General features: G+C 70.2%; 18 protein-coding genes. 10 read left to right on the top strand and 8 right to left on the bottom strand.

Going from position 1 to position 16,906, the window contains the following annotated elements; translation table 11 throughout:
* Window positions 1-12: 12 nt before the first annotated feature.
* Genes AB0J16_RS39610 through AB0J16_RS39620 form a run of 3 tightly spaced genes read right to left on the bottom strand, consistent with a single transcriptional unit; the run spans window position 13 to window position 2,448 of the window.
* The gene (locus tag AB0J16_RS39610) at window positions 13-1,200 is read right to left on the bottom strand and encodes a CU044_5270 family protein (RefSeq protein ID WP_358549751.1); all 1,188 of its coding nucleotides are present in this window, start codon (window positions 1,198-1,200) and stop codon (window positions 13-15) included.
* Window positions 1,201-1,212: 12 nt separating this feature from the next.
* Window positions 1,213-1,773: a sigma-70 family RNA polymerase sigma factor gene (locus tag AB0J16_RS39615; RefSeq protein WP_358549753.1), complete on the bottom strand. Its 561-nt coding sequence runs from the start codon at window positions 1,771-1,773 to the stop codon at window positions 1,213-1,215.
* A gap of 54 nt (window positions 1,774-1,827) precedes the next feature.
* Entirely contained in the window at window positions 1,828-2,448 is a 621-nt protein-coding gene (locus AB0J16_RS39620) for a class I SAM-dependent methyltransferase (protein WP_358549755.1), read from the bottom strand.
* Window positions 2,449-2,578: 130 nt separating this feature from the next.
* On the opposite strand from AB0J16_RS39620, the gene AB0J16_RS39625 reads away from it, so the two are divergent.
* A complete protein-coding gene (locus AB0J16_RS39625; RefSeq protein ID WP_358549757.1) occupies window positions 2,579-3,757 on the top strand; it encodes an acyltransferase in 1,179 nt (392 codons plus the stop codon).
* Here AB0J16_RS39625 and AB0J16_RS39630 read toward each other — a convergent pair.
* Window positions 3,687-4,877 (bottom strand): MFS transporter, encoded by a 1,191-nt coding sequence (locus tag AB0J16_RS39630; RefSeq protein ID WP_358549759.1) that lies wholly within the window; start codon window positions 4,875-4,877, stop codon window positions 3,687-3,689. The two genes, AB0J16_RS39625 and AB0J16_RS39630, sit on opposite strands and share 71 nt — an antisense overlap.
* Before the next feature lie 60 nt (window positions 4,878-4,937).
* On the opposite strand from AB0J16_RS39630, the gene AB0J16_RS39635 reads away from it, so the two are divergent.
* The gene (locus AB0J16_RS39635; RefSeq protein ID WP_358549761.1) at window positions 4,938-5,909 is read left to right on the top strand and encodes a transcriptional regulator; all 972 of its coding nucleotides are present in this window, start codon (window positions 4,938-4,940) and stop codon (window positions 5,907-5,909) included.
* Window positions 5,910-5,939: 30 nt separating this feature from the next.
* Window positions 5,940-6,533, top strand: coding sequence for a helix-turn-helix transcriptional regulator (locus AB0J16_RS39640; protein WP_358549763.1), 594 nt, complete (start codon window positions 5,940-5,942; stop codon window positions 6,531-6,533).
* Window positions 6,534-6,543: 10 nt separating this feature from the next.
* Here AB0J16_RS39640 and AB0J16_RS39645 read toward each other — a convergent pair whose 3' ends face one another.
* On the bottom strand, window positions 6,544-7,272 hold the full coding sequence (locus AB0J16_RS39645) for a helix-turn-helix domain-containing protein (protein ID WP_358549765.1): 729 nt from the start codon (window positions 7,270-7,272) through the stop codon (window positions 6,544-6,546).
* A 223-nt stretch (window positions 7,273-7,495) separates the two neighbouring features.
* On the opposite strand from AB0J16_RS39645, the gene AB0J16_RS39650 reads away from it, so the two are divergent.
* Together AB0J16_RS39650 and AB0J16_RS39655 are read left to right on the top strand one after the other, a co-directional pair.
* A complete protein-coding gene (locus AB0J16_RS39650) occupies window positions 7,496-8,683 on the top strand; it encodes a cytochrome P450 (protein WP_358549767.1) in 1,188 nt (395 codons plus the stop codon).
* A gap of 2 nt (window positions 8,684-8,685) precedes the next feature.
* Complete coding sequence (locus AB0J16_RS39655) at window positions 8,686-9,870, top strand: serine hydrolase domain-containing protein (RefSeq protein ID WP_358549769.1); 1,185 nt, start codon at window positions 8,686-8,688, stop codon at window positions 9,868-9,870.
* 40 nt (window positions 9,871-9,910) lie between these two features.
* On the opposite strand, the gene AB0J16_RS39660 is transcribed toward AB0J16_RS39655, so the two are convergent.
* Window positions 9,911-10,867 (bottom strand): aldo/keto reductase, encoded by a 957-nt coding sequence (locus tag AB0J16_RS39660; protein WP_358549771.1) that lies wholly within the window; start codon window positions 10,865-10,867, stop codon window positions 9,911-9,913.
* 110 nt (window positions 10,868-10,977) lie between these two features.
* Here AB0J16_RS39660 and AB0J16_RS39665 point away from each other — a divergent pair, with 110 nt between their 5' ends.
* Window positions 10,978-11,583, top strand: a complete 606-nt coding sequence (locus AB0J16_RS39665) for a TetR family transcriptional regulator (protein WP_358549773.1) — start codon at window positions 10,978-10,980, stop codon at window positions 11,581-11,583.
* Between the two features lie 92 nt (window positions 11,584-11,675).
* Here the strand turns inward: AB0J16_RS39665 and AB0J16_RS39670 are convergent, their stop codons facing one another.
* Window positions 11,676-12,311: a TetR/AcrR family transcriptional regulator gene (locus AB0J16_RS39670; protein WP_358549775.1), complete on the bottom strand. Its 636-nt coding sequence runs from the start codon at window positions 12,309-12,311 to the stop codon at window positions 11,676-11,678.
* Between the two features lie 187 nt (window positions 12,312-12,498).
* On the opposite strand from AB0J16_RS39670, the gene AB0J16_RS39675 reads away from it, so the two are divergent.
* From AB0J16_RS39675 to AB0J16_RS39690, 4 genes are all read left to right on the top strand, one after another.
* Complete coding sequence (locus AB0J16_RS39675) at window positions 12,499-13,176, top strand: CatB-related O-acetyltransferase (RefSeq protein ID WP_358549777.1); 678 nt, start codon at window positions 12,499-12,501, stop codon at window positions 13,174-13,176.
* Window positions 13,173-13,568: a DUF3224 domain-containing protein gene (locus AB0J16_RS39680; RefSeq protein WP_358549779.1), complete on the top strand. Its 396-nt coding sequence runs from the start codon at window positions 13,173-13,175 to the stop codon at window positions 13,566-13,568. Before AB0J16_RS39675 ends, AB0J16_RS39680 begins: the two co-directional genes overlap by 4 nt.
* A gap of 66 nt (window positions 13,569-13,634) precedes the next feature.
* Entirely contained in the window at window positions 13,635-14,789 is a 1,155-nt protein-coding gene (locus AB0J16_RS39685; protein WP_358549781.1) for an erythromycin esterase family protein, read from the top strand.
* Between the two features lie 290 nt (window positions 14,790-15,079).
* Window positions 15,080-16,621 (top strand): FAD-dependent monooxygenase, encoded by a 1,542-nt coding sequence (locus AB0J16_RS39690; protein ID WP_358549783.1) that lies wholly within the window; start codon window positions 15,080-15,082, stop codon window positions 16,619-16,621.
* A 51-nt stretch (window positions 16,622-16,672) separates the two neighbouring features.
* Here AB0J16_RS39690 and AB0J16_RS39695 read toward each other — a convergent pair.
* Window positions 16,673-16,906: transposase (locus AB0J16_RS39695; protein WP_358543950.1), on the bottom strand; the 234-nt coding region annotated here is incomplete at its 5' end.

Below are 16,906 nucleotides of genomic sequence, written 5' to 3' on the forward strand. Positions count from 1 at the left end.
GACACTCGCGCGTCAGGCCGGGACGTCTCCCAGGCGGTCGGCCCAGCCCATCCGCTCCAGCGCCACCCGCAAGAGCGGCTGTCCCTTCTCCACGACCTCGTACTGCAGCAGCTCGGCGGTGTCCTCATTGATGATCATCCGGAACTCCACCCCGTCGTCCCCCGCCGTCGAGAGGGCGACCCCGGTGCGCCCCACCGCGTCGGTGACCCGGCCCCGCGAGGTGATGCCGTCCTGGCCGGCCAGCACCTTGAACAGGGCGGAGCGGGTGCCGGGCGTGATCGGCGCGGTCATCAGGTCCACGCCCGTCTGCCACAAGTAGCCGCCTCTGTCGAGCCGGGCGCTGTTGGGGCTCTGCTTGAACAGGGCGTCCAGGCGGTGCCGCAACGCGTTCTCGTCGGTGGGCAGCCGCGCGATGTTCTGGATCGTCAGAGTCGGGTTGTCGATCGACAGGATCCGCTCGCTGCTGTCGTCGCGAGTGGGGGGCCTCTTCTCCGTCAGGGCGGGTGAGCCGGCGGCCTTCCAGTCGGCCTCGTCCTGCGGGGTGCCGAAGGTGACGCTCACGTCCGGGTCTCGTACGAAGCGACTGGCCGCGCCCGGCTTCATCGCGCGCCAGGTGTCCTGTGTGTCGGTGGTGAACGCCAGGTACGGCAGCTCGGATTGCTTGAGCTCGGTGATCTTCCCGGTGATCTCCTTGCGCAGGGCGGCGAGCTCGTCCGGCTTGTCCTTGAGCTCTTTCTCCTTTCGCTGCTGCTCTGCCAGCAGGGCCTTGATCTGGGTCATGTAGTCGCCCGGCACGACGTGCACCTTCGCGAAGGTGCGCTCGCGGACGTACCAGTAGCGGCCGGAGGTGGCCGGCTCGCGCACCGCGGTCGCGGCCGCCGCGAGCAGGAACGTGCGGGCGTCCACCGGCTCGACCGCGATCGCGGTCCGCGCGGTGGACGCTGTGGTGGGAGACGTGGTGGCGATCGGGAGCGCGGTGCTTGAGCCGGTCACGACGATCACGGCTGCCGCGGCCACTCCGGCCGCGGCCGTGCCCGCGACCAGCAGGAACGGAGCCCGGATCCGGCGTCGGGACGGGTGCGCGGAGCGGGGCGTCCGGAAGGCGGCGGCCAGGTCGGCCGCGCGGCGCCGCCGGTGGGCCTCTTCTGTCATCTCGTCCAGCTCCATCGGCTTGAGCTGGGCGAACAAACGGTCGGTCATATCATTCTCCGATCAGGTTTCTGGGTGCTCTTGGAACCGGCCACCGGCCGTCGGCGTTGAACGTGGGCGCGTGCCGCCCGGCTCCAGGCGCAGCGCGGTGGCGAGCCGTTTGCGCGCGCGATGGAGCCGCACGTTGTACGTCCGGACCGAACAGCCCATGACGGCGGCCGCCTGCTCGGGCGGCAGGCCGTACCAGGTGGCGAACACCATCGCCTCCACGTCCTGCTCCGGCAGGGCCGACAGCGCGGCCAGCGCGCCCTCCCTGTCGATGACGTGGTCGGCCACGTCCCAGCCGACATGGTCGCGCGAGGTGGTCAGCGCCGTGATCCGGTCGACCAGAGCCTGCCGGCGGTGGCGGGAGTCGCGCTGCTTGGCCAGCAGGTTGCGCGCCACGCCGAGCAGCCACGGCAGCGGCGGCTCGGGCAGGTCGTCCAGCCGCCGCCAGGCGACGAGGAACGTCTCACTGGAGACGTCCTCGGCCGCGTCACGCTCGGCGCGCAGCAGCGCGTAGCCGAGCACGCTCCGGTAGTGCCGGTCGTAGAGGTCGGTGAATCGTTCTTGAGGATCGTCCACACCCAGTAGTCCCTCCGGCCGCTCCCGGATTACCGCACCCCGCCCGGAATCTTGTCAGCCGGCCGGTTTGCGGGCCCAGAACACGGCGTGCCCGCTGTCCCCTTCCGGGACGAACGCCTCCGAGGTGACCTCCAGCCCAGCTTCCCGCAGCCAGGTCCGGTAGGTGGCCGCATCCGCGTGGCTCCACCACATCGTCGTGGCGCCGCCGAGCCAGCCGTCCTCGGTACCGGTCCAGGACTCCCAGCCGGTGGTGACCAGGAGCAGGCCCGAGGGCCGCAGCCAGGCGGCGACGCGTCCGATGAGGGCGGGCTGGCGCTCCAGCGGCATGTGGATGAGGGCGTACAGGCACACGACCGCGTCGAAGGAGGCGTCCGGCAGGTCGAGGGCCGTGGCGTCGCCCCGGACGAAGGTGGCGGCGGGCACGAGACGCCGGGCCCGCTCGATCTGGACGTCACTGAGGTCGACGCCCGTCACGTCGTGCCCGGCCGCGGCCAGCGAGCGGGCGACGGGAACCCCGCAGCCGCAGCCGAGATCCAGCACGCGGGCCCGTGGCGGCAGCCGGGAATGGAGCTCTTCGAGCCACGGCGCGTACGGGCCGTCGTCGTCCTCGTCGCCCCGGTAGTGGTAGGACAGCGCGTCGTAGCCGCGCTGGACCAGATCGGTTTCCTCGCTCATGCCGGTCAGGCTATGAGCCGGAGTCGGCGGGCCGGCCGAGGACTGACCCACTTGCTACTTCGGAGCTACGCCAAGGGTGCACTCCCCAGGGGGAAGCCGACCACAAGGGGCGATCCGTAGCTTCGCCGTCATGGCATCCTCCCAGCTCATCCAGCGGATCGAGGCGTCCACGCCGGCCGGCCGCGACCGGGGCGTCGACGCGCTGCGCGCCCTGGCGATCCTCGGGGTGGTGCTCGGCCACTGGCTGGTGACCGCCGTGGTCGTCGGCGACGGTACGGTGCGCGTCGCCAGCCCGCTCAAGCACCTGCCCGAGCTCACCCCCGTCTCCTGGGTGTTCCAGACCCTGGCGGTGTTCTTCCTGGTGGGTGGACAGGTCGGGGCGAAGGGTTACACGAGCGCCCGCGCTCGCGGCAGCACGTACGGGCGGTGGCTCGGCGGGCGGATGGCCCGGCTGTTCCGGCCGGTCGTGGCCGTGCTGGTGGTGTGGGCCGTGGTCGCGGGCGCGCTGCTGGCCTCCGGGGTGGCCCTGGACACCGTGCGCGTGCTGGTCAAGCTGGTGCTGTCGCCGATGTGGTTCCTGCTGGTGTTCGCGGCGCTGACGGCGCTGACCCCGCTGGTGGCCCGGCTGCATCCGCTGTGGCCGCTCGCCGCCGTCCTGCTCGGCGACCTGATCCTCTACTGCCTGGACGGGCCGGCCTGGCTCGGCTGGGTCAACGTGGTGGCCGGGTGGCTGGTGCCGTACTGCCTCGGCGCGGCCTGGGCCCGGGGCGACCTGAGCGGCCGTGGGATGGGCTGGGCGCTGCTGCTCGGCGGCGCGGCCACCGCGGCCGGGCTCGTCCTGTGGGCGGGGTATCCGGCCGCCATGGTCGGGGTGCCCGGCGCCCCGGTCTCCAACCTCGACCCGCCCTCCCTGGCGGCCGTCTGCTTCGGCCTCGCCCAGTGCGGCGCGGCCCTGCTTCTCCGAGGCCCGCTGCGGCGGGCGCTGCGCCGCCCGGCCGCCTGGGCGGCGGTGGCGCTGGTGAACATGTCGGCGATGACGATCTTCCTGTGGCACCAGACCGCGCTGATCACGGTCACCGTGGCCGGGCTGTTCGTGAGCGACGCGCTGCCTGGTCTGCACACCGCTCCGGACGGCTTCGGCTGGGTGCTGGCCCGGCTGGGCTGGCTGCCGGTGTTCGGGGTGGCGTTGCTGGTGTGCTGGGGCGTGGCCCGTACGTACGAGCAGGGACCGCCTGAGGTCAGGCGTGGACGCTTTCCCGGGCGGCGGCGTCACGTGGGTGCCGCAGGCCGGGGGCCAACGTCAGGGTGACCGCGACCGAGGCCGCCGCCAGCACCGTTATCGCCGTCGCGGGCGAGGTCAGCTGCGCGACGGCACCCGCGAGCGCGGCACTCACGCCCTGCATGGTGACCATCCCCGAGGAGTGCAGCCCCAGGGCGTGCCCGCTCAGCTCCTCCGGAGTCAGCGCCATCAGGCGCTCCTGGAGCAGCAGGCTCGCGGCGTACCCCGCCGAGGCGAGCACGATCGCCGCCACCGCGACGGGCAGCGCCGGGCGCAGGACGAAGATCAGGTACGGCAGGGCGAGCAGCAGGCACAGCGGCACCCGCAGCCGCTCCCTCCACAGCGGCGGCACGAACCGGCCGGCCACGATGTCACCGGCCAGCATGCCGAGCGCGGCACAGGCGAACAGGAGTCCCGCCTGCTCGGGCGCGTACGGCACGAAAAGGGACTCGCAGCCGACGATCAACCCGTTGGGCACCCACATGGCGAGGTAGACGTAACGGCGCGGCTTGGCCGACCACAGCCGGGCGTTGTCCCGCCAGGTGTCGGTGATCGACGGCCGTCCGGCGGCCCGCGGCGGCCGGCGGCTGAGGCCGAAGCGGGCCACGGCCGCCGCGACCAGGTACAGGGCCGCGCCGGTCAGGAGCGCGCCGCGCGGCGACAGGACGGCCACGAGCACGCCGCCGAGCGCGTACCCGCAGATCTGCACGGCGCCGTCGGCCATGTTGAACATCGAGCGGCCGAGCAGGTACCCCTCCCGCGTGAGGATCTCGTTGAGCAGTCCGTAGCGCACTCCCCCGCCCAGCGAGGCGATCAACCCCTGCCCCAGCAGCAGCGCGAAGACGGCCCACACCGACAGCCCCGGAACGGCCTGCGCGGCGGTGACGAGGGCGAAGACCAGCGCCAGACCCGTCAGCGCGGCCCGCGGCGGTAACCGGTCGGCCGCCGACAGCAGCGTGACCGCCCCGATCACCTGAACCAGGGCCGGCCCGAACATGGCCAGAGCCGACAGCAGCGGCGAGCCGGTCGCCGAGTAGACCAGCGTTCCCAGGGCCAGCCCGCTCACCGTTTTGCCGGCCACCTGCATGGCGGCGGTCAGGAACAGCGGCGTGAACTCCGGCGTCCGGAAAAGATCGCGATAGGTGCGCATGGCGGAAAGTGTCGGGGGCTCCCCCGGCGAGGCGTTAATGTTTCGCAGGGGGGCGAAACCATGGGCTGGTGGCAGGTCAACGCGGACACGCTCGCGGGCAGCCGGTTCGTCGTCTCGCCCCTGGCCGAGGCCATCGCGAGCCTGAAGACCCTGGAGCGGGGCACGGCCGCGCATCCGGGTGAGCGCGCGTGGCTCGACGCCCACCTGCCCGCCTACCGCGCCCGGCAGGCCAGTGACCCGATCACCGCGCTGCTCATCCGGGCCGCCCTGGGCCGCAGCTGGAACGCCGACTTCCTCACCCCCACGCCCTCCGACGACGCCGAGCCCGTCTTCGAGCAGGAGCTCGCACGCATCCGCGACACACCGCCCGAGGCCGCCCGCGCGGACCTGACCGTGTCGCTCGGCGGTCCCCTGCCCGCCCGGCTCCACCGCGCCGACCTGCCGCAACGCACCGCCGACGTGCTGGAGTGGGTGTGGAGGCAAACCGTGCTCCCCTACTGGCCGCGCCGCCGGCGGGTCATCGAGGCCGACGTCATCGCCCGCACCGCGCGGCTGAGCCAGGGCGGCTGGGCGGCGACCCTCGACGACATGCGCCCCGGGATGCGCTGGCTGGGCGAGAACCGGCTGCAGATCAACACCTACGACTACCCGCCGCGCGAGCTGTTGGGGGCGCGGCTGATGTTCGTCCCCGTCACCCCGAGCCAGACCTGGATCTCGTGGGACACGGCGCACCGGCACGCGGTGGTGTACCCGTGTTCCGGAGCGCTGGCCGAAGCCGGGGGCGCGCCGGTGCCCGAGGCGCTGGGCAGGCTGCTCGGGCCCGCGCGGGCCAACGTCCTGATGCTGCTCGACACCCCGAAGAGCACGACCCAGCTCGTCGCGCTGACCGGTCAGGGCCTGGGCTCGGTGGGCCGCCATCTCAAGGTCCTGCTCGACTCGCGGCTGGTACGGCGCCGGCGGGCCGGGCGGTCGGTGTTCTACGACCGTACGGATGCCGGGCAGATGCTGGTGAGCGCGCAGTCAGGCGGCTGAGGTGTTTGCCGTTGTGGCAAAGTGGGTTTCATGGACGATGACGGGCCGGTTCTGGACGACGTTCTGCACGCCGTCGGGCCACGGCTGCGGGCCCTGCGCCAGCAGCGCGGAGCCACCCTGACCGAGCTGTCGGAGTCGACCGGCATCTCGATCAGCACGTTGTCGCGGCTGGAGTCCGGGCAGCGCCGGCCGACCCTGGAGCTGTTGCTGCCCCTGGCGCGCGCCCATCAGGTGACACTGGACGAGCTCGTCGACGCGCCGCCCACCGGGGACCCGCGCGTGCAGCTGCGCTCGTTCCAGCGCTTCGGCTCCACCTTCATCCCGCTCACCCGCCGGCCCGGCGGGCTTCAGGCCTTCAAGCAGGTCATGCCGCCGAACTGGCCCGGCACCGAGCCCGATCCCCGCGTACACGAGGGCTATGAATGGCTCTACGTCCTGGCCGGGCGGCTGCGCCTGGTCCTCGGCGAGCACGACGTGATCCTGACGCCCGGCGAAGTGGCCGAGTTCGACACGCGTATCCCGCACTGGTTCGGCAACGCCGGCCCCGAGCCGGTCGAGCTGCTGTCGCTCTTCGGCCCGCAGGGCGAACGCCTCCACGTCCGCGCCCAGCCCACCGGGAAGTGAACGGACCGCGTCAGGTGCTCGCGGCGCGGCGCTTCGCCGCGAGCGTCTTGCGCCAGTGCTCGGCCAACTGAACCATGTCCTCGCTCGTGTGCTTGAGGAACTGGCCCACGTACTCCGACCGGGCGCCTGCGGGTGTGGTGGCGCCCAGGATCTCGGCTCCCTCCAAGGCGGTGTTGGCCAGCATGAGGTTTCTCTGCGCGCTCATCAGGAACGCCTGGTACCAGACGTCGTCGTCGATGATGTAGCGCTCACGCCGCCGCCGGGCGTCGCGCTCGCGCCTGATCAGCCCCTGCTCCTCGAGGTAAGCGACGGCCATGGAGATCGACGCCGGGCTGACCCGTAGCCGCTGGACCAGCTCGGCGGCGGTGAGGCTGCCGCTGTCGGTGACGTACAGGCAGCTCAGCACTCTGGCGATCATTCGTGGGAGTCCCTGCTGGGCCAGCAGCGCCGTGACGCGTTCGGTGAAGTCGTGCACCGCTTCGGGGTCACGCCCGTATGCGGCGGTGGCGGCGGGCGGGGCCGGCGCCGAGGGGGTCCGGCGCCGGCGCGCGCGCCCTTCGGTCGCCTGATGCGCCTGATCGGCCCGGTAGCCGTCCGACCCGCCGTTGCGCATGACCTCCCGCGTGATGGTCGACGTCGGCCGGCCGAGGCTCCTGGCGATCTCGGCGTAGGTGAGCCCATCGGCCAGTCCCGCGGCGATCTGCCGACGGTCCTGGTTGGTCAGCCTGCCTCCTGGCACCTGTCTTCGCCTCCTGCGGCTCGATCCGCTGGACATTATTGCGTTCGCCTCCACTCCATTGCAACTTGGTAGTTGCATTCAGGCGCAGAGTCATTGCAATTCTTGCCGCCCTTTACCAGCGTAAACGGCTAAATGCCAGGCCGCATATATTGACACTTTCTTAAATGCAACGTAGCTTTTGGCGTGTTCTGAAGACGTACTATCGCGACTTGAAGGAGCAAAGATGACCGACCTGGCAGGGCTTTCCATGACGCGTCCCGCAGGCTGTCCCTTCGACCCGCCCGAGGAGCTGGCGCGGCGGCGGCCGCTGAGTCGGCTGGCCTTCCCCGACGGGCACATGGGCTGGCTGGTCACCGGCCACGCCCTGGTCCGCGCGGTGATGGCCGATCCCCGCTTCAGCTCACGGCACGAGCTCTTGCGCTCCCCGGTGCCCGGAGCGCCCGCCATGGACCAGCCCCCGCCCGCACCGCCCGGGATGTTCATCGGGATGGACGCGCCCGAGCACACCCGTTACCGCGGCCTGCTCACGGCGAAGTTCACCGTCCGCCGGATGCGCCTGCTCACCGAGCGCGTCGAGCAGATCACCGCTGAGCTCCTGGACGCCATGGAACGGCACGGCCCGCCGGTGGACCTGGTGACGGCGTACGCGCAACCCATCCCCGCGCTGATGATCTGCGAGCTGCTCGGCGTCCCCTCCGCCGGTCGCGAGTCCTTCCAGCGTCACGCGGCGACGGTGAACGACAACGACACCACGCTGGAAGAGCGCTACGGCGCCTTGGCCGCGCTGCAGGAGACCCTGCGCGAGCTCGTACTCGCCAAGCGCGCCGAACCCACCGACGACCTGCTCAGCGACCTGACCACCGGCGACCTCACCGATGAGGAGCTCGCCAACATCGGGGCGCTGCTGCTGGGCGCCGGTCTCGACACCACCGCCAACATGCTCGCCCTGGGCACCTTCGCCCTGCTGTCCCACCCCGGCCAGCTGGCCGCCCTGCGCGCCGACCCGGGCATGACCGACCAGGCCGTCGAGGAACTCCTGCGCTACCTGAGCATCGTCCACACCGGGGTACGGACGGCGCTGGAGGACGTCGAGCTGGACGGTCATCTGATCAAGGCGGGTGACACGATCGCCGTCTCGGTCCAGGCCGCCAACCGCGACCCGGCGAAGTTCGCCGACCCCGACACTCTCGACCTGCGCCGGAACGTCGGCGGGCACGTCTCCTTCGGCCACGGCATCCACCAGTGCCTCGGTCAGCAACTGGCCCGCGTCGAGATGCGGGTCGCCTTCCCGGCGCTGGTCACGCGCTTCCCGACGCTGCGCCTGGCCATCCCGCCGGAGGACGTGCCGCTGCGCGCCCACTCCGATGTGTACGGCGTGCACCGGCTACCGGTCACCTGGGACGAGGTGTGACGATGGAAAAGATCTTCTCGCTCACCCGCACGGCCCGCGTGATCGTCGGCATGGCGACGGTGGCGGCGAGCGTCATGGCGGCCCCCGAGACGTCCTCGGCGGCCATCGCCCCCGGCCATGCCGAGGTCCAGCGTGCGCTCGACCGGGCCGTGACCGAAGGCGGTCTTCCCGGCATCCTCGCCGAGGTCCGTGACGGCCGCCGGTCCTGGTTCGGCTCGGCGGGGGTGGCCGATACCCGAACCGGTCGAAAGCGCCTGCCGCAGGAGCGGTTCCGCATCGGGAGCGCCAGCAAGGCGTTCACGGCGACGGTGATCCTGCAGCTCTCGGCCGAACACCGGCTGAGCCTCGACGACACGGTCGAGAAGTGGCTGCCCGGGGTGGTGAAAGGCAACGGCAACGACGGCGCCGAGATCACCATCAGACAGCTGCTCAACCACTCCAGCGGGATCTTCAACTACGGCAATGACGAGGAAGCGTTCGCCAAATTCGTCGGTCCGGAGTTCTTCAAGCACCGCTACGAGAAGTACCGCCCGGAACAACTCGTGAAGATCGCCATGTCCCATCCGCCCTACTTCGGGCCGGGCCAGGGCTTCGGGTACTCCAACACCAACTACATCCTCGCCGGGATGATCATTGAACGGGTGACCGGCCGGACGCTGGCCGGCGAGATCTCGCGGCGGATCGTCCGCCCGCTGGCTCTGACCGGGACGTACTTGCCGGGCGACGACACGGTGATCCGCGGGCCACACGCGCGGCACTACTCGACGCTGTTCGTCACCGGCCCCGACGCCAAGATCTACGACGTGACCGAGATGAACGCGTCCACGGGCTGGGCGGCCGGCGGCATGGTGTCGACGGTCAGAGATCTCGACCGGTTCGTCAGCGCGCTGCTGCGTGGCCGGCTTCTCGCGCCCGCCGAGCGGCGGGAGATGTTCACCACCGTCTCGACAGGGGGCGGATGGATCCCCAACACCACGTACGGGCTCGGCGTCTTCTCGCAGAAGCTGTCGTGCGGCGTGACGGTGTGGGGTGTCGGGGGCGCCATCAGCGGCTCGTATTCGTACGCGATGGGCAGCCGCGACGGCAGGCGCATGGTGGTGAGCAACGTGAACGGCGACTGGAACAACCCGATCGGCACGCTCACCGACGTGCTTCAGTCGGAGTTCTGCCCAGCCGATCCGGCCTGAGCGGCTTCACGAGGCGTTGACGTCCTGAGCGAGGTGGTGGTCAGACCCAGACGGGCAGGTGGGCGTAGCGGGCGCCGAAGCCGCCACTCGGCAGGATCTGGGCGATGGTGTCCAGATCGACGCTGGTCAGGGTGAGGTCGGCGGCGGCGGTGTTCTCCGCCACACGCTGAGGACTGCGAGTGCCGGGGATCGGCACGATGTCCGCGCCCTGGGCGAGGATCCAGGCCAGCGCCAGCTGAGCGACGGTCGCGTCCTTGGAGGCGGCCAGCTCGGTCAGCTGCCGTACGGCCTCCAGGTTCTTCTCGAAGTTGCCGGGCTGCCAGCGCGGGTCGTTGTTGCGCATGTCGGTGGCGTCGTAGCTCCCGGCGGGCTGGGCGGTGCCGGTGAGGAAGCCGCGGCCCAGCGGGGAGTAGGCCACGAACCCGATGCCGAGCTCCCGCAGAACTGCGAACAGCTGCTCCACCTCGCGCTCGAACAGCGAGTACTCGGTCTGCAGGACCGACACCGGCTGTACGGCGTGGGCCTTGCGCAGAGTCTGCGGGCCCGCCTCCGACAGGCCGAAGTACTTCACCTTGCCCGCCTCGATGAGCTCCTTCACGGTCCCGGCGACGTCCTCGATCGGCACCTGGGGGTCGACGCGGTGCTGGTAGAGCACGTCGACGTGGTCGACGCCGAGATGGCGCAGGCTGTTGTCGAGCACCTCGCGGATGTGCTCGGGGCGGGAGTCGGTGCCGTACTCGCGGGTGAAGCCGAACTTCGTCGCGATCGTGATGTCGTCCCGGAACGGCGCGACGACCTTGCCGACGAGCTTCTCGTTGGCGCCCCAGCCGTAGAGCTCGGCGGTGTCGAAATGGGTGACGCCCAGCTCGTAGGCGCGCTGGATCGCCGCGACCCCTTCGGCGTCGTCGCCGGGTCCGTAGGCGAAGGAGATGCCCATCGCGCCGTAACCGATGGCCGAGGTGACCAGACCTTGGCGGCCCAGAGTGCGCTGCTGCATAGCGGATCCCTCCACAAGGCAAAACCAAACCGTTTGGTATTGACCCGCTCACACTACTCCGCACACCCACCAGGTCAAACCGAACGGTTCGGTTCACTAAGGTGAAACGCATGGCGAGTACCGACTCCACCCGCGACCGCATCGTCGCCGCCGCCCAGGCCGAGTTCGCCCGGCACGGGATCGCCGGCGCGCGGGTCGACCGGATCGCCAAAGCCGCCCGCAGCAGCAAGGAACGCGTTTATGCGTACTTCCGCAGCAAGGAGGAGCTCTACGGGTACGTGGCGGCACAGGAGCTGGCGGTAGCCGCCGAGGCCATCCACATGGACCCGGCCGACCTGCCCGCCTACGCCGGGCAGTTGTTCGACTACTTCAACGCCCATCCCGACCGCTACCGGTTCATCAGCTGGGGACGCCTGGAACTGGGCGCCGAGCCCGCCGACGGCACACCCGACCCCTACGGCCGGGCAATCCTCGGCAAGATCGAGAAGATCCGCCGCGCCCAGCAGGCCGGCGACCTCGACCCCGTCTGGGATCCGGTCGACGTGATGTCCCTGATCACCCAGCTCGCATCCGCCTGGATCGGCCAGCCCGAACTCGCCGCTCTCGCCCAGCGGGCCGCCGCCGACCCCTCCCTCGCCGCCCGCCGCGCCGCCGTCGTCCGCGCCGTCCAGACCCTCTTCCCACCGGCCCCGCGGCCGGGCAGCGCCCCAAGCTAGAGCGGTCTCCGGGTTTTTCGTCACGCGGCCGTCTCGATCTCCGTGACGGTCCATCGGGTTGGTTCCGCGCGGCGGTCGGCATCGGCATTTGCCTATGAAACGGGTGGGGCCGACGAGCTTGGCGGCCCGACGCGAGATGCCCGCGTACGTGGCGGGGGGCCCATCCCGGTGAACAGGGCGTCGAGGATCCGGTCGACGTACTCATAGGTCAGTTCTTCCTGAGTGATCAGGAGCTGGAAGTACAGCGGGCCGGACAGGATCGCCATCGCCAGGTCGAGGTCGAAGTCGGGTGACAGCTGGCCCTGGTCGCGGGCCGCCTTCAGCCGGGCGACGGTCTTGTCCGCCTGCGGGGTGATGAGGCGCTCGTTGAGCGTGGCGGCGACCTGGGGATCGTGCTGGGCCTCGCCGATCAGGGCCTTGAGCAAGGGGCCGAAGGGTGGCCTGGCCAGCAGATCGACGGCCGCGTAGATCTGGGCACGCAGGTCTGCGGCGATGTCGCCGGTGTCGGGATAGTCCAGGCCGGACTTGTTCAGCGACAACAGCGAGTCGAGCAGCATGGCTCCCTTGGATGACCATCGGCGGTAGATGGTCTGCTTGCTCGCGCCCGCACGGGCGGCGACCGCCTCAATGCTCAGTTTGGCGTAGCCGATCTCCTGGCCGAGCTCCAGCGTGGTCCGCATGATGGCCTCGGTCCGGTCGGCACCGCGACGGTGGGGAGTATCGGTCATGCCGCCACCTTATCGGTACGGAACGGTCCGTACTTGACATCACAGGCCCTGAATGGACATCATCCTATCGGCACGGTGCGTTCCGTACCGATAGGGGCGGCCGGGCCCGAGGACTACGAGGGATGTGCCCTGAGGCCTGACGTTCTCCAACTCCACCGCTACTTCTTCGGAAAGAAAATGATTTGTGATGTCCATTCCCGCCGACCCGACCGTGGTGCACCCCATGCCCGACCAGCCGCGGGTGGTGCTGCTGAAGCCGCTGGTCACCTCGCCGCTGATCGAGATCGGGGAGTTCTCCTATTACGACGACCCGGATGATCCGACCGCGTTCGAGACTCGCAACGTGCTGTACCACTATGGGCCGGAAAAGCTGGTCATCGGGAAGTTCTGCGCGCTGGCCGAGGGGGTGCGGTTCATCATGAACGGCGCCAACCACCGCATGGACGGCCTTTCGACGTTCCCTTTTCCGATCATGGGCGGTTCCTGGGCCGAGCACTTCGACCTCATCACCGGCCTTCCCGGACGGGGTGACACTGTGGTCGGCCACGACGTGTGGCTCGGCTACCGGTCCCTGGTGATGCCCGGCGTCCGCATCGGCCACGGGGCGATCGTCGCCTCCGGTTCCGTCGTGGTCGAGGACGTCCCCGACTACGGCATCGTCGGCGGCAACCCCGCCAAGCTGATCCGCCGCCGCCACAGCGACGCCCACATCAGCCGCCTTTTGGCGGTGGCCTGGTGGGACTGGCCGCTCCAGCACATCACCGACCACATCCGCACGATCATGTCCGGCAGCATCGACGACCTGGAGAAGACGGCACCCGCTCCGGCGCCGATGCGTCAGCACGTGGGAATCGAGCCATCATGAGTGACCCGCAGGTAGAACACGCCGTCAAGGCGGAGTTCGAGATCGTCGAGTTCGACGAGATCGTGTACGACGAGCACGCTGAGGGGCCCAAGCTGACCCGGGTCACGATCCGGAAGCGCTACCAGGGCGTGATCGAAGGAACGGGTGTCGCCGAGGTGCTCACCGCCCAGGGCGGTGCCGGCGGTGGCTATGTCGCCTCGGAGCGCATCGCGGGCACCCTCGACGGCCGCCAGGGCACCTTCGTCATCCAGCACTGGGGGCTGGCCGACGGAGCCGAGCAGAGCAGCGAAGGAAGCATCCTCCCGAACTCGGGAACGGGAGAACTCGCCGGGATCGCCGGTCGGGCGATGGAGCGCGAGTTCCAGGTGCTCACGCTGGTCTACACGTTGTGAGATCACTCGGCTCATGAGCGGCCATGACTTTGTCTCACTTCAGCACTTCGGAATCGAGCTATCAGCATGCCTGCTTCGTCCCATCCCAACCCGTTCGCCGGCTGGCTTCGCGGCCATGCCGCCCCGCTCACCCACCTCGACCCTGAGGCGCCGCTCGATGACCTGGAGCCGCTACGCGACCTCATCGGCGACGCGCGCGTCGTGGCGCTCGGCGAGAACTCCCACTTCATCACCGAGTTCTCGCTCCTGCGCCGGCGCATCCTGCGATTCCTGGCCGAACGCTGCGGTTTCACCGTCCTGGCCTTCGAGTACGGCTTCAGCGAAGGCTTCCCCCTGGACGCCTGGGCCCAAGGCCAGGGCACGGACGACGACCTGGCGACCCACCTCGCCGCGGCCATCCCCGTGGGAGTCGATGAGCCGCTGCGCTGGATGCGCCGGCACAACGCCACAGCCACGGCGCCGGTACGTTTCGCCGGCATCGACATCCCGGCGGCCGGCGGCTCCCTGCTGCCCGCCCTGGCCCCGGTCGCCGACTACCTGCGCGAAATCGACCCCGACACCCTGCCGATGATCGAGCAGGCGATGCGGATCGCCGGAGCGTTCGCCGGTGCCTCTGCGGCTTCGGCCGCTCCGGCCTGGACCCGCCTGGCCGCCGCCGAGCAGGACGCTCTCAGCGCGATCCTGATGCGCCTGCTCATCCGGTTGCGAGCCGTCGAAGCGCTGTATGTCGCCCGTGGCGACCAGCACAGCTACGACATCGCTCTGCGTCGCCTGGAAGCCGCCTGCCACGCCGACTACGGTTTCCGCGCCATGGCCGGCCTGTTCGCCGGCACCGGGTGGACCGCCGACACCTCGGCCCGCGACGTCTACATGGCCGGGTCGGTCCTGTGGCACCTGGAGCGCTCCGAACCCGGCACCCGCATCGTGCTGGCCGCCCACAACGCCCACATCCAGAAGACGCCGGTCTCCTTCAACGGCCACCTCACCGGGCTGCCGATGGGACAGCACCTGCGCAACTCCCTCGGCGATGACTACCTCGCCCTCGCCCTGACCAGCATCACCGGACGCACCGCCGACATGCGCCCCGACGAGAACGCGCGCTTCGGCTTCACCATCGACGACACCCCGCTACAGCCACCCGAGCCGGGCAGCATCGAGGCCGCCTTCACCGACGCCGGACTGGGGGCTCAGCATCGCCGACCTCCGCCAGGCGCCTCGTGAGACTTCCGGCCCCGACCGCTACCGGATCCAGAGCGCCTACCTGCACACCCCCGTCCTCGACGCATTCGACGCCGTCCTCAGCACCCCGACCTCCACCGTGGCCGACGATGTCGCACGTTGAGAAGCGGCCTGGAAGCGAACGACGCCATGGAAAGGCCATCGATATGAAGCAGCACGCCCACCCCTTCGTCCAGGAGATCGCCGGCCCACGGCAAGACCCTGGTCGTGCCGCAGAGTTGTCAGCCGAAGCCAGAACCCACGAAGAAAGCCCGCAGGAGGATTGGCCAGTGATGGACGCCGACGTGATCATTGTGGGTGCCGGCCCGACCGGCCTGATGCTGGCCGCCGAACTGCGTTTGGCCGGGGTGCGGCCGCTGGTGCTGGAACGGAAGGCACAGCGCCGGGACACCCCGAAGGCCGGTGGTCTGGGCGGGCAGATCCTGGAACTGCTGCGCTATCGAGGCTTGCTGGAACGCTTCGAAGCCGCCTGCACCGACCCTGTCCCGGCGCCCCGCTTCCCGTTCGGCGGGGTGCACCTGGACTTCACCCAGCTGACCGATCCCCCGCTGCACGCCCTGCCACTGCCGCAGCAACTGCTTGAACGGCTCCTGGACGAACGCGCCGGCGAACTCGATGTCGACGTCCGCCGCGGACACGAGGTGACCGCGGCGAGCCAGGACGAGGCCGCGGTGACCGTGGACGTACGGGGCCCGGACGGACCCTACCGGATCAACGCCCGCTACCTCGTGGGGTGTGACGGCGCGCGCAGCCGGGTCCGCGACCAGGCCGGCATCGGCTTTCCCGGCACCGTCTATCCGGAGGTCAACCGGCTGGCCCAGGTCACCCTGCCCGACACGGTGACCGTGCTCGGCAACGGCGATCTCGACGTTCCCGGCTCCGGCACGATCCACGCGGGTTTCACCCGGACCGACCATGGCCTGTTCGGCCTCGGCTCCTCACCCGGCTCTCAGATCGTCTCGCTCTACACCATCGAGGACGAAAGCACCGAATACGACGACGACGTACCGATGACGGTGGCCGAACTGCAAGACAGCATCCGCCGCGTGCTCGGCGGGGAGCTGCCCGTGGGAGAGGCGCTCCGGCTGTCGCGCTTCACCTTCAAGGCTCGGCAGGCCGACCGCTACCGGGCCGGGCGGATCCTGCTGGCCGGTGACGCGGCGCACCTGTTCCCGGCCACCGGGGTGGCACTCAACGCCGGCATGCTCGACGCGGTCAACTTGGCCTGGAAGCTGGCCGCCGACATCCACGGCCGCGCCCCGGCCGGGCTGCTGGACACCTACCACGCCGAACGCCACCTGGCCGGCGCCCGTACCATGCTGCACACCCGAGCCCAGGTCGCACTACGACGCGGGTACGACCCGGCCGCCGAAGCACTGCGGGAGGTCTTCCAGGAGTTGCTCACCGACGAACAGCCGCTGCGCCGCATGGGAGCGCTGGTCGCCGGCTCTGACATCCGCTACCCGATGCCCGGCGCCCGCCCCCACCCGCTGGCCGGCACCTTCGCCCCCAACCTCACCCTGCACACCGACCAGGGCATGATCAGCCTCGCCGAGCTCATGCACCCCGCCCGGCCCATCCTCCTGGACCTCGCCGACCGCTCAGACCTCCGTGAGGCCGCCGAAGGTTGGGGGCAGCGCGTCGACATCCACACCGCCAAAACCGACCAGAGATTCGCCGACGCCCTGCTGATCCGCCCCGACGCCCACATGGCCTGGGCCGCCACCATCGACGAACCCACCGACACCGCCACACCCACCCTGCGAGAAGCACTCTCCGTATGGTTCGGCACACCGTCAGCTTCTCGGCCGTAAGACCGAGCTTGCAGCTCCTCGCCGTCGATGGCTTCGACGGTCTGGTCCGCGTCAGGCAGCGTGACTCACTGCCCAGCCCGTCTCACCGCGTGCGGCGATGTTGCGGGCTGCGTTGACGTCGGCGTGCTCAGCGAAGCCGCACGACGTACACGAGAAACAGGCTTGATCGAGCCGGTTCTTGCGGTCCACGTGCCCGCATGAGGAGCATTGCTGGGAGGTGAAGGCCGGGTCGACGTGGATGACGGCGATCCCGGCCCGGGCCGCCTTGTAGCCGATGAATGCTCC

The organism is Nonomuraea sp. NPDC049750, from assembly GCF_040659625.1.
Taxonomy (GTDB): Bacteria; Actinomycetota; Actinomycetes; order Streptosporangiales; family Streptosporangiaceae; genus Nonomuraea.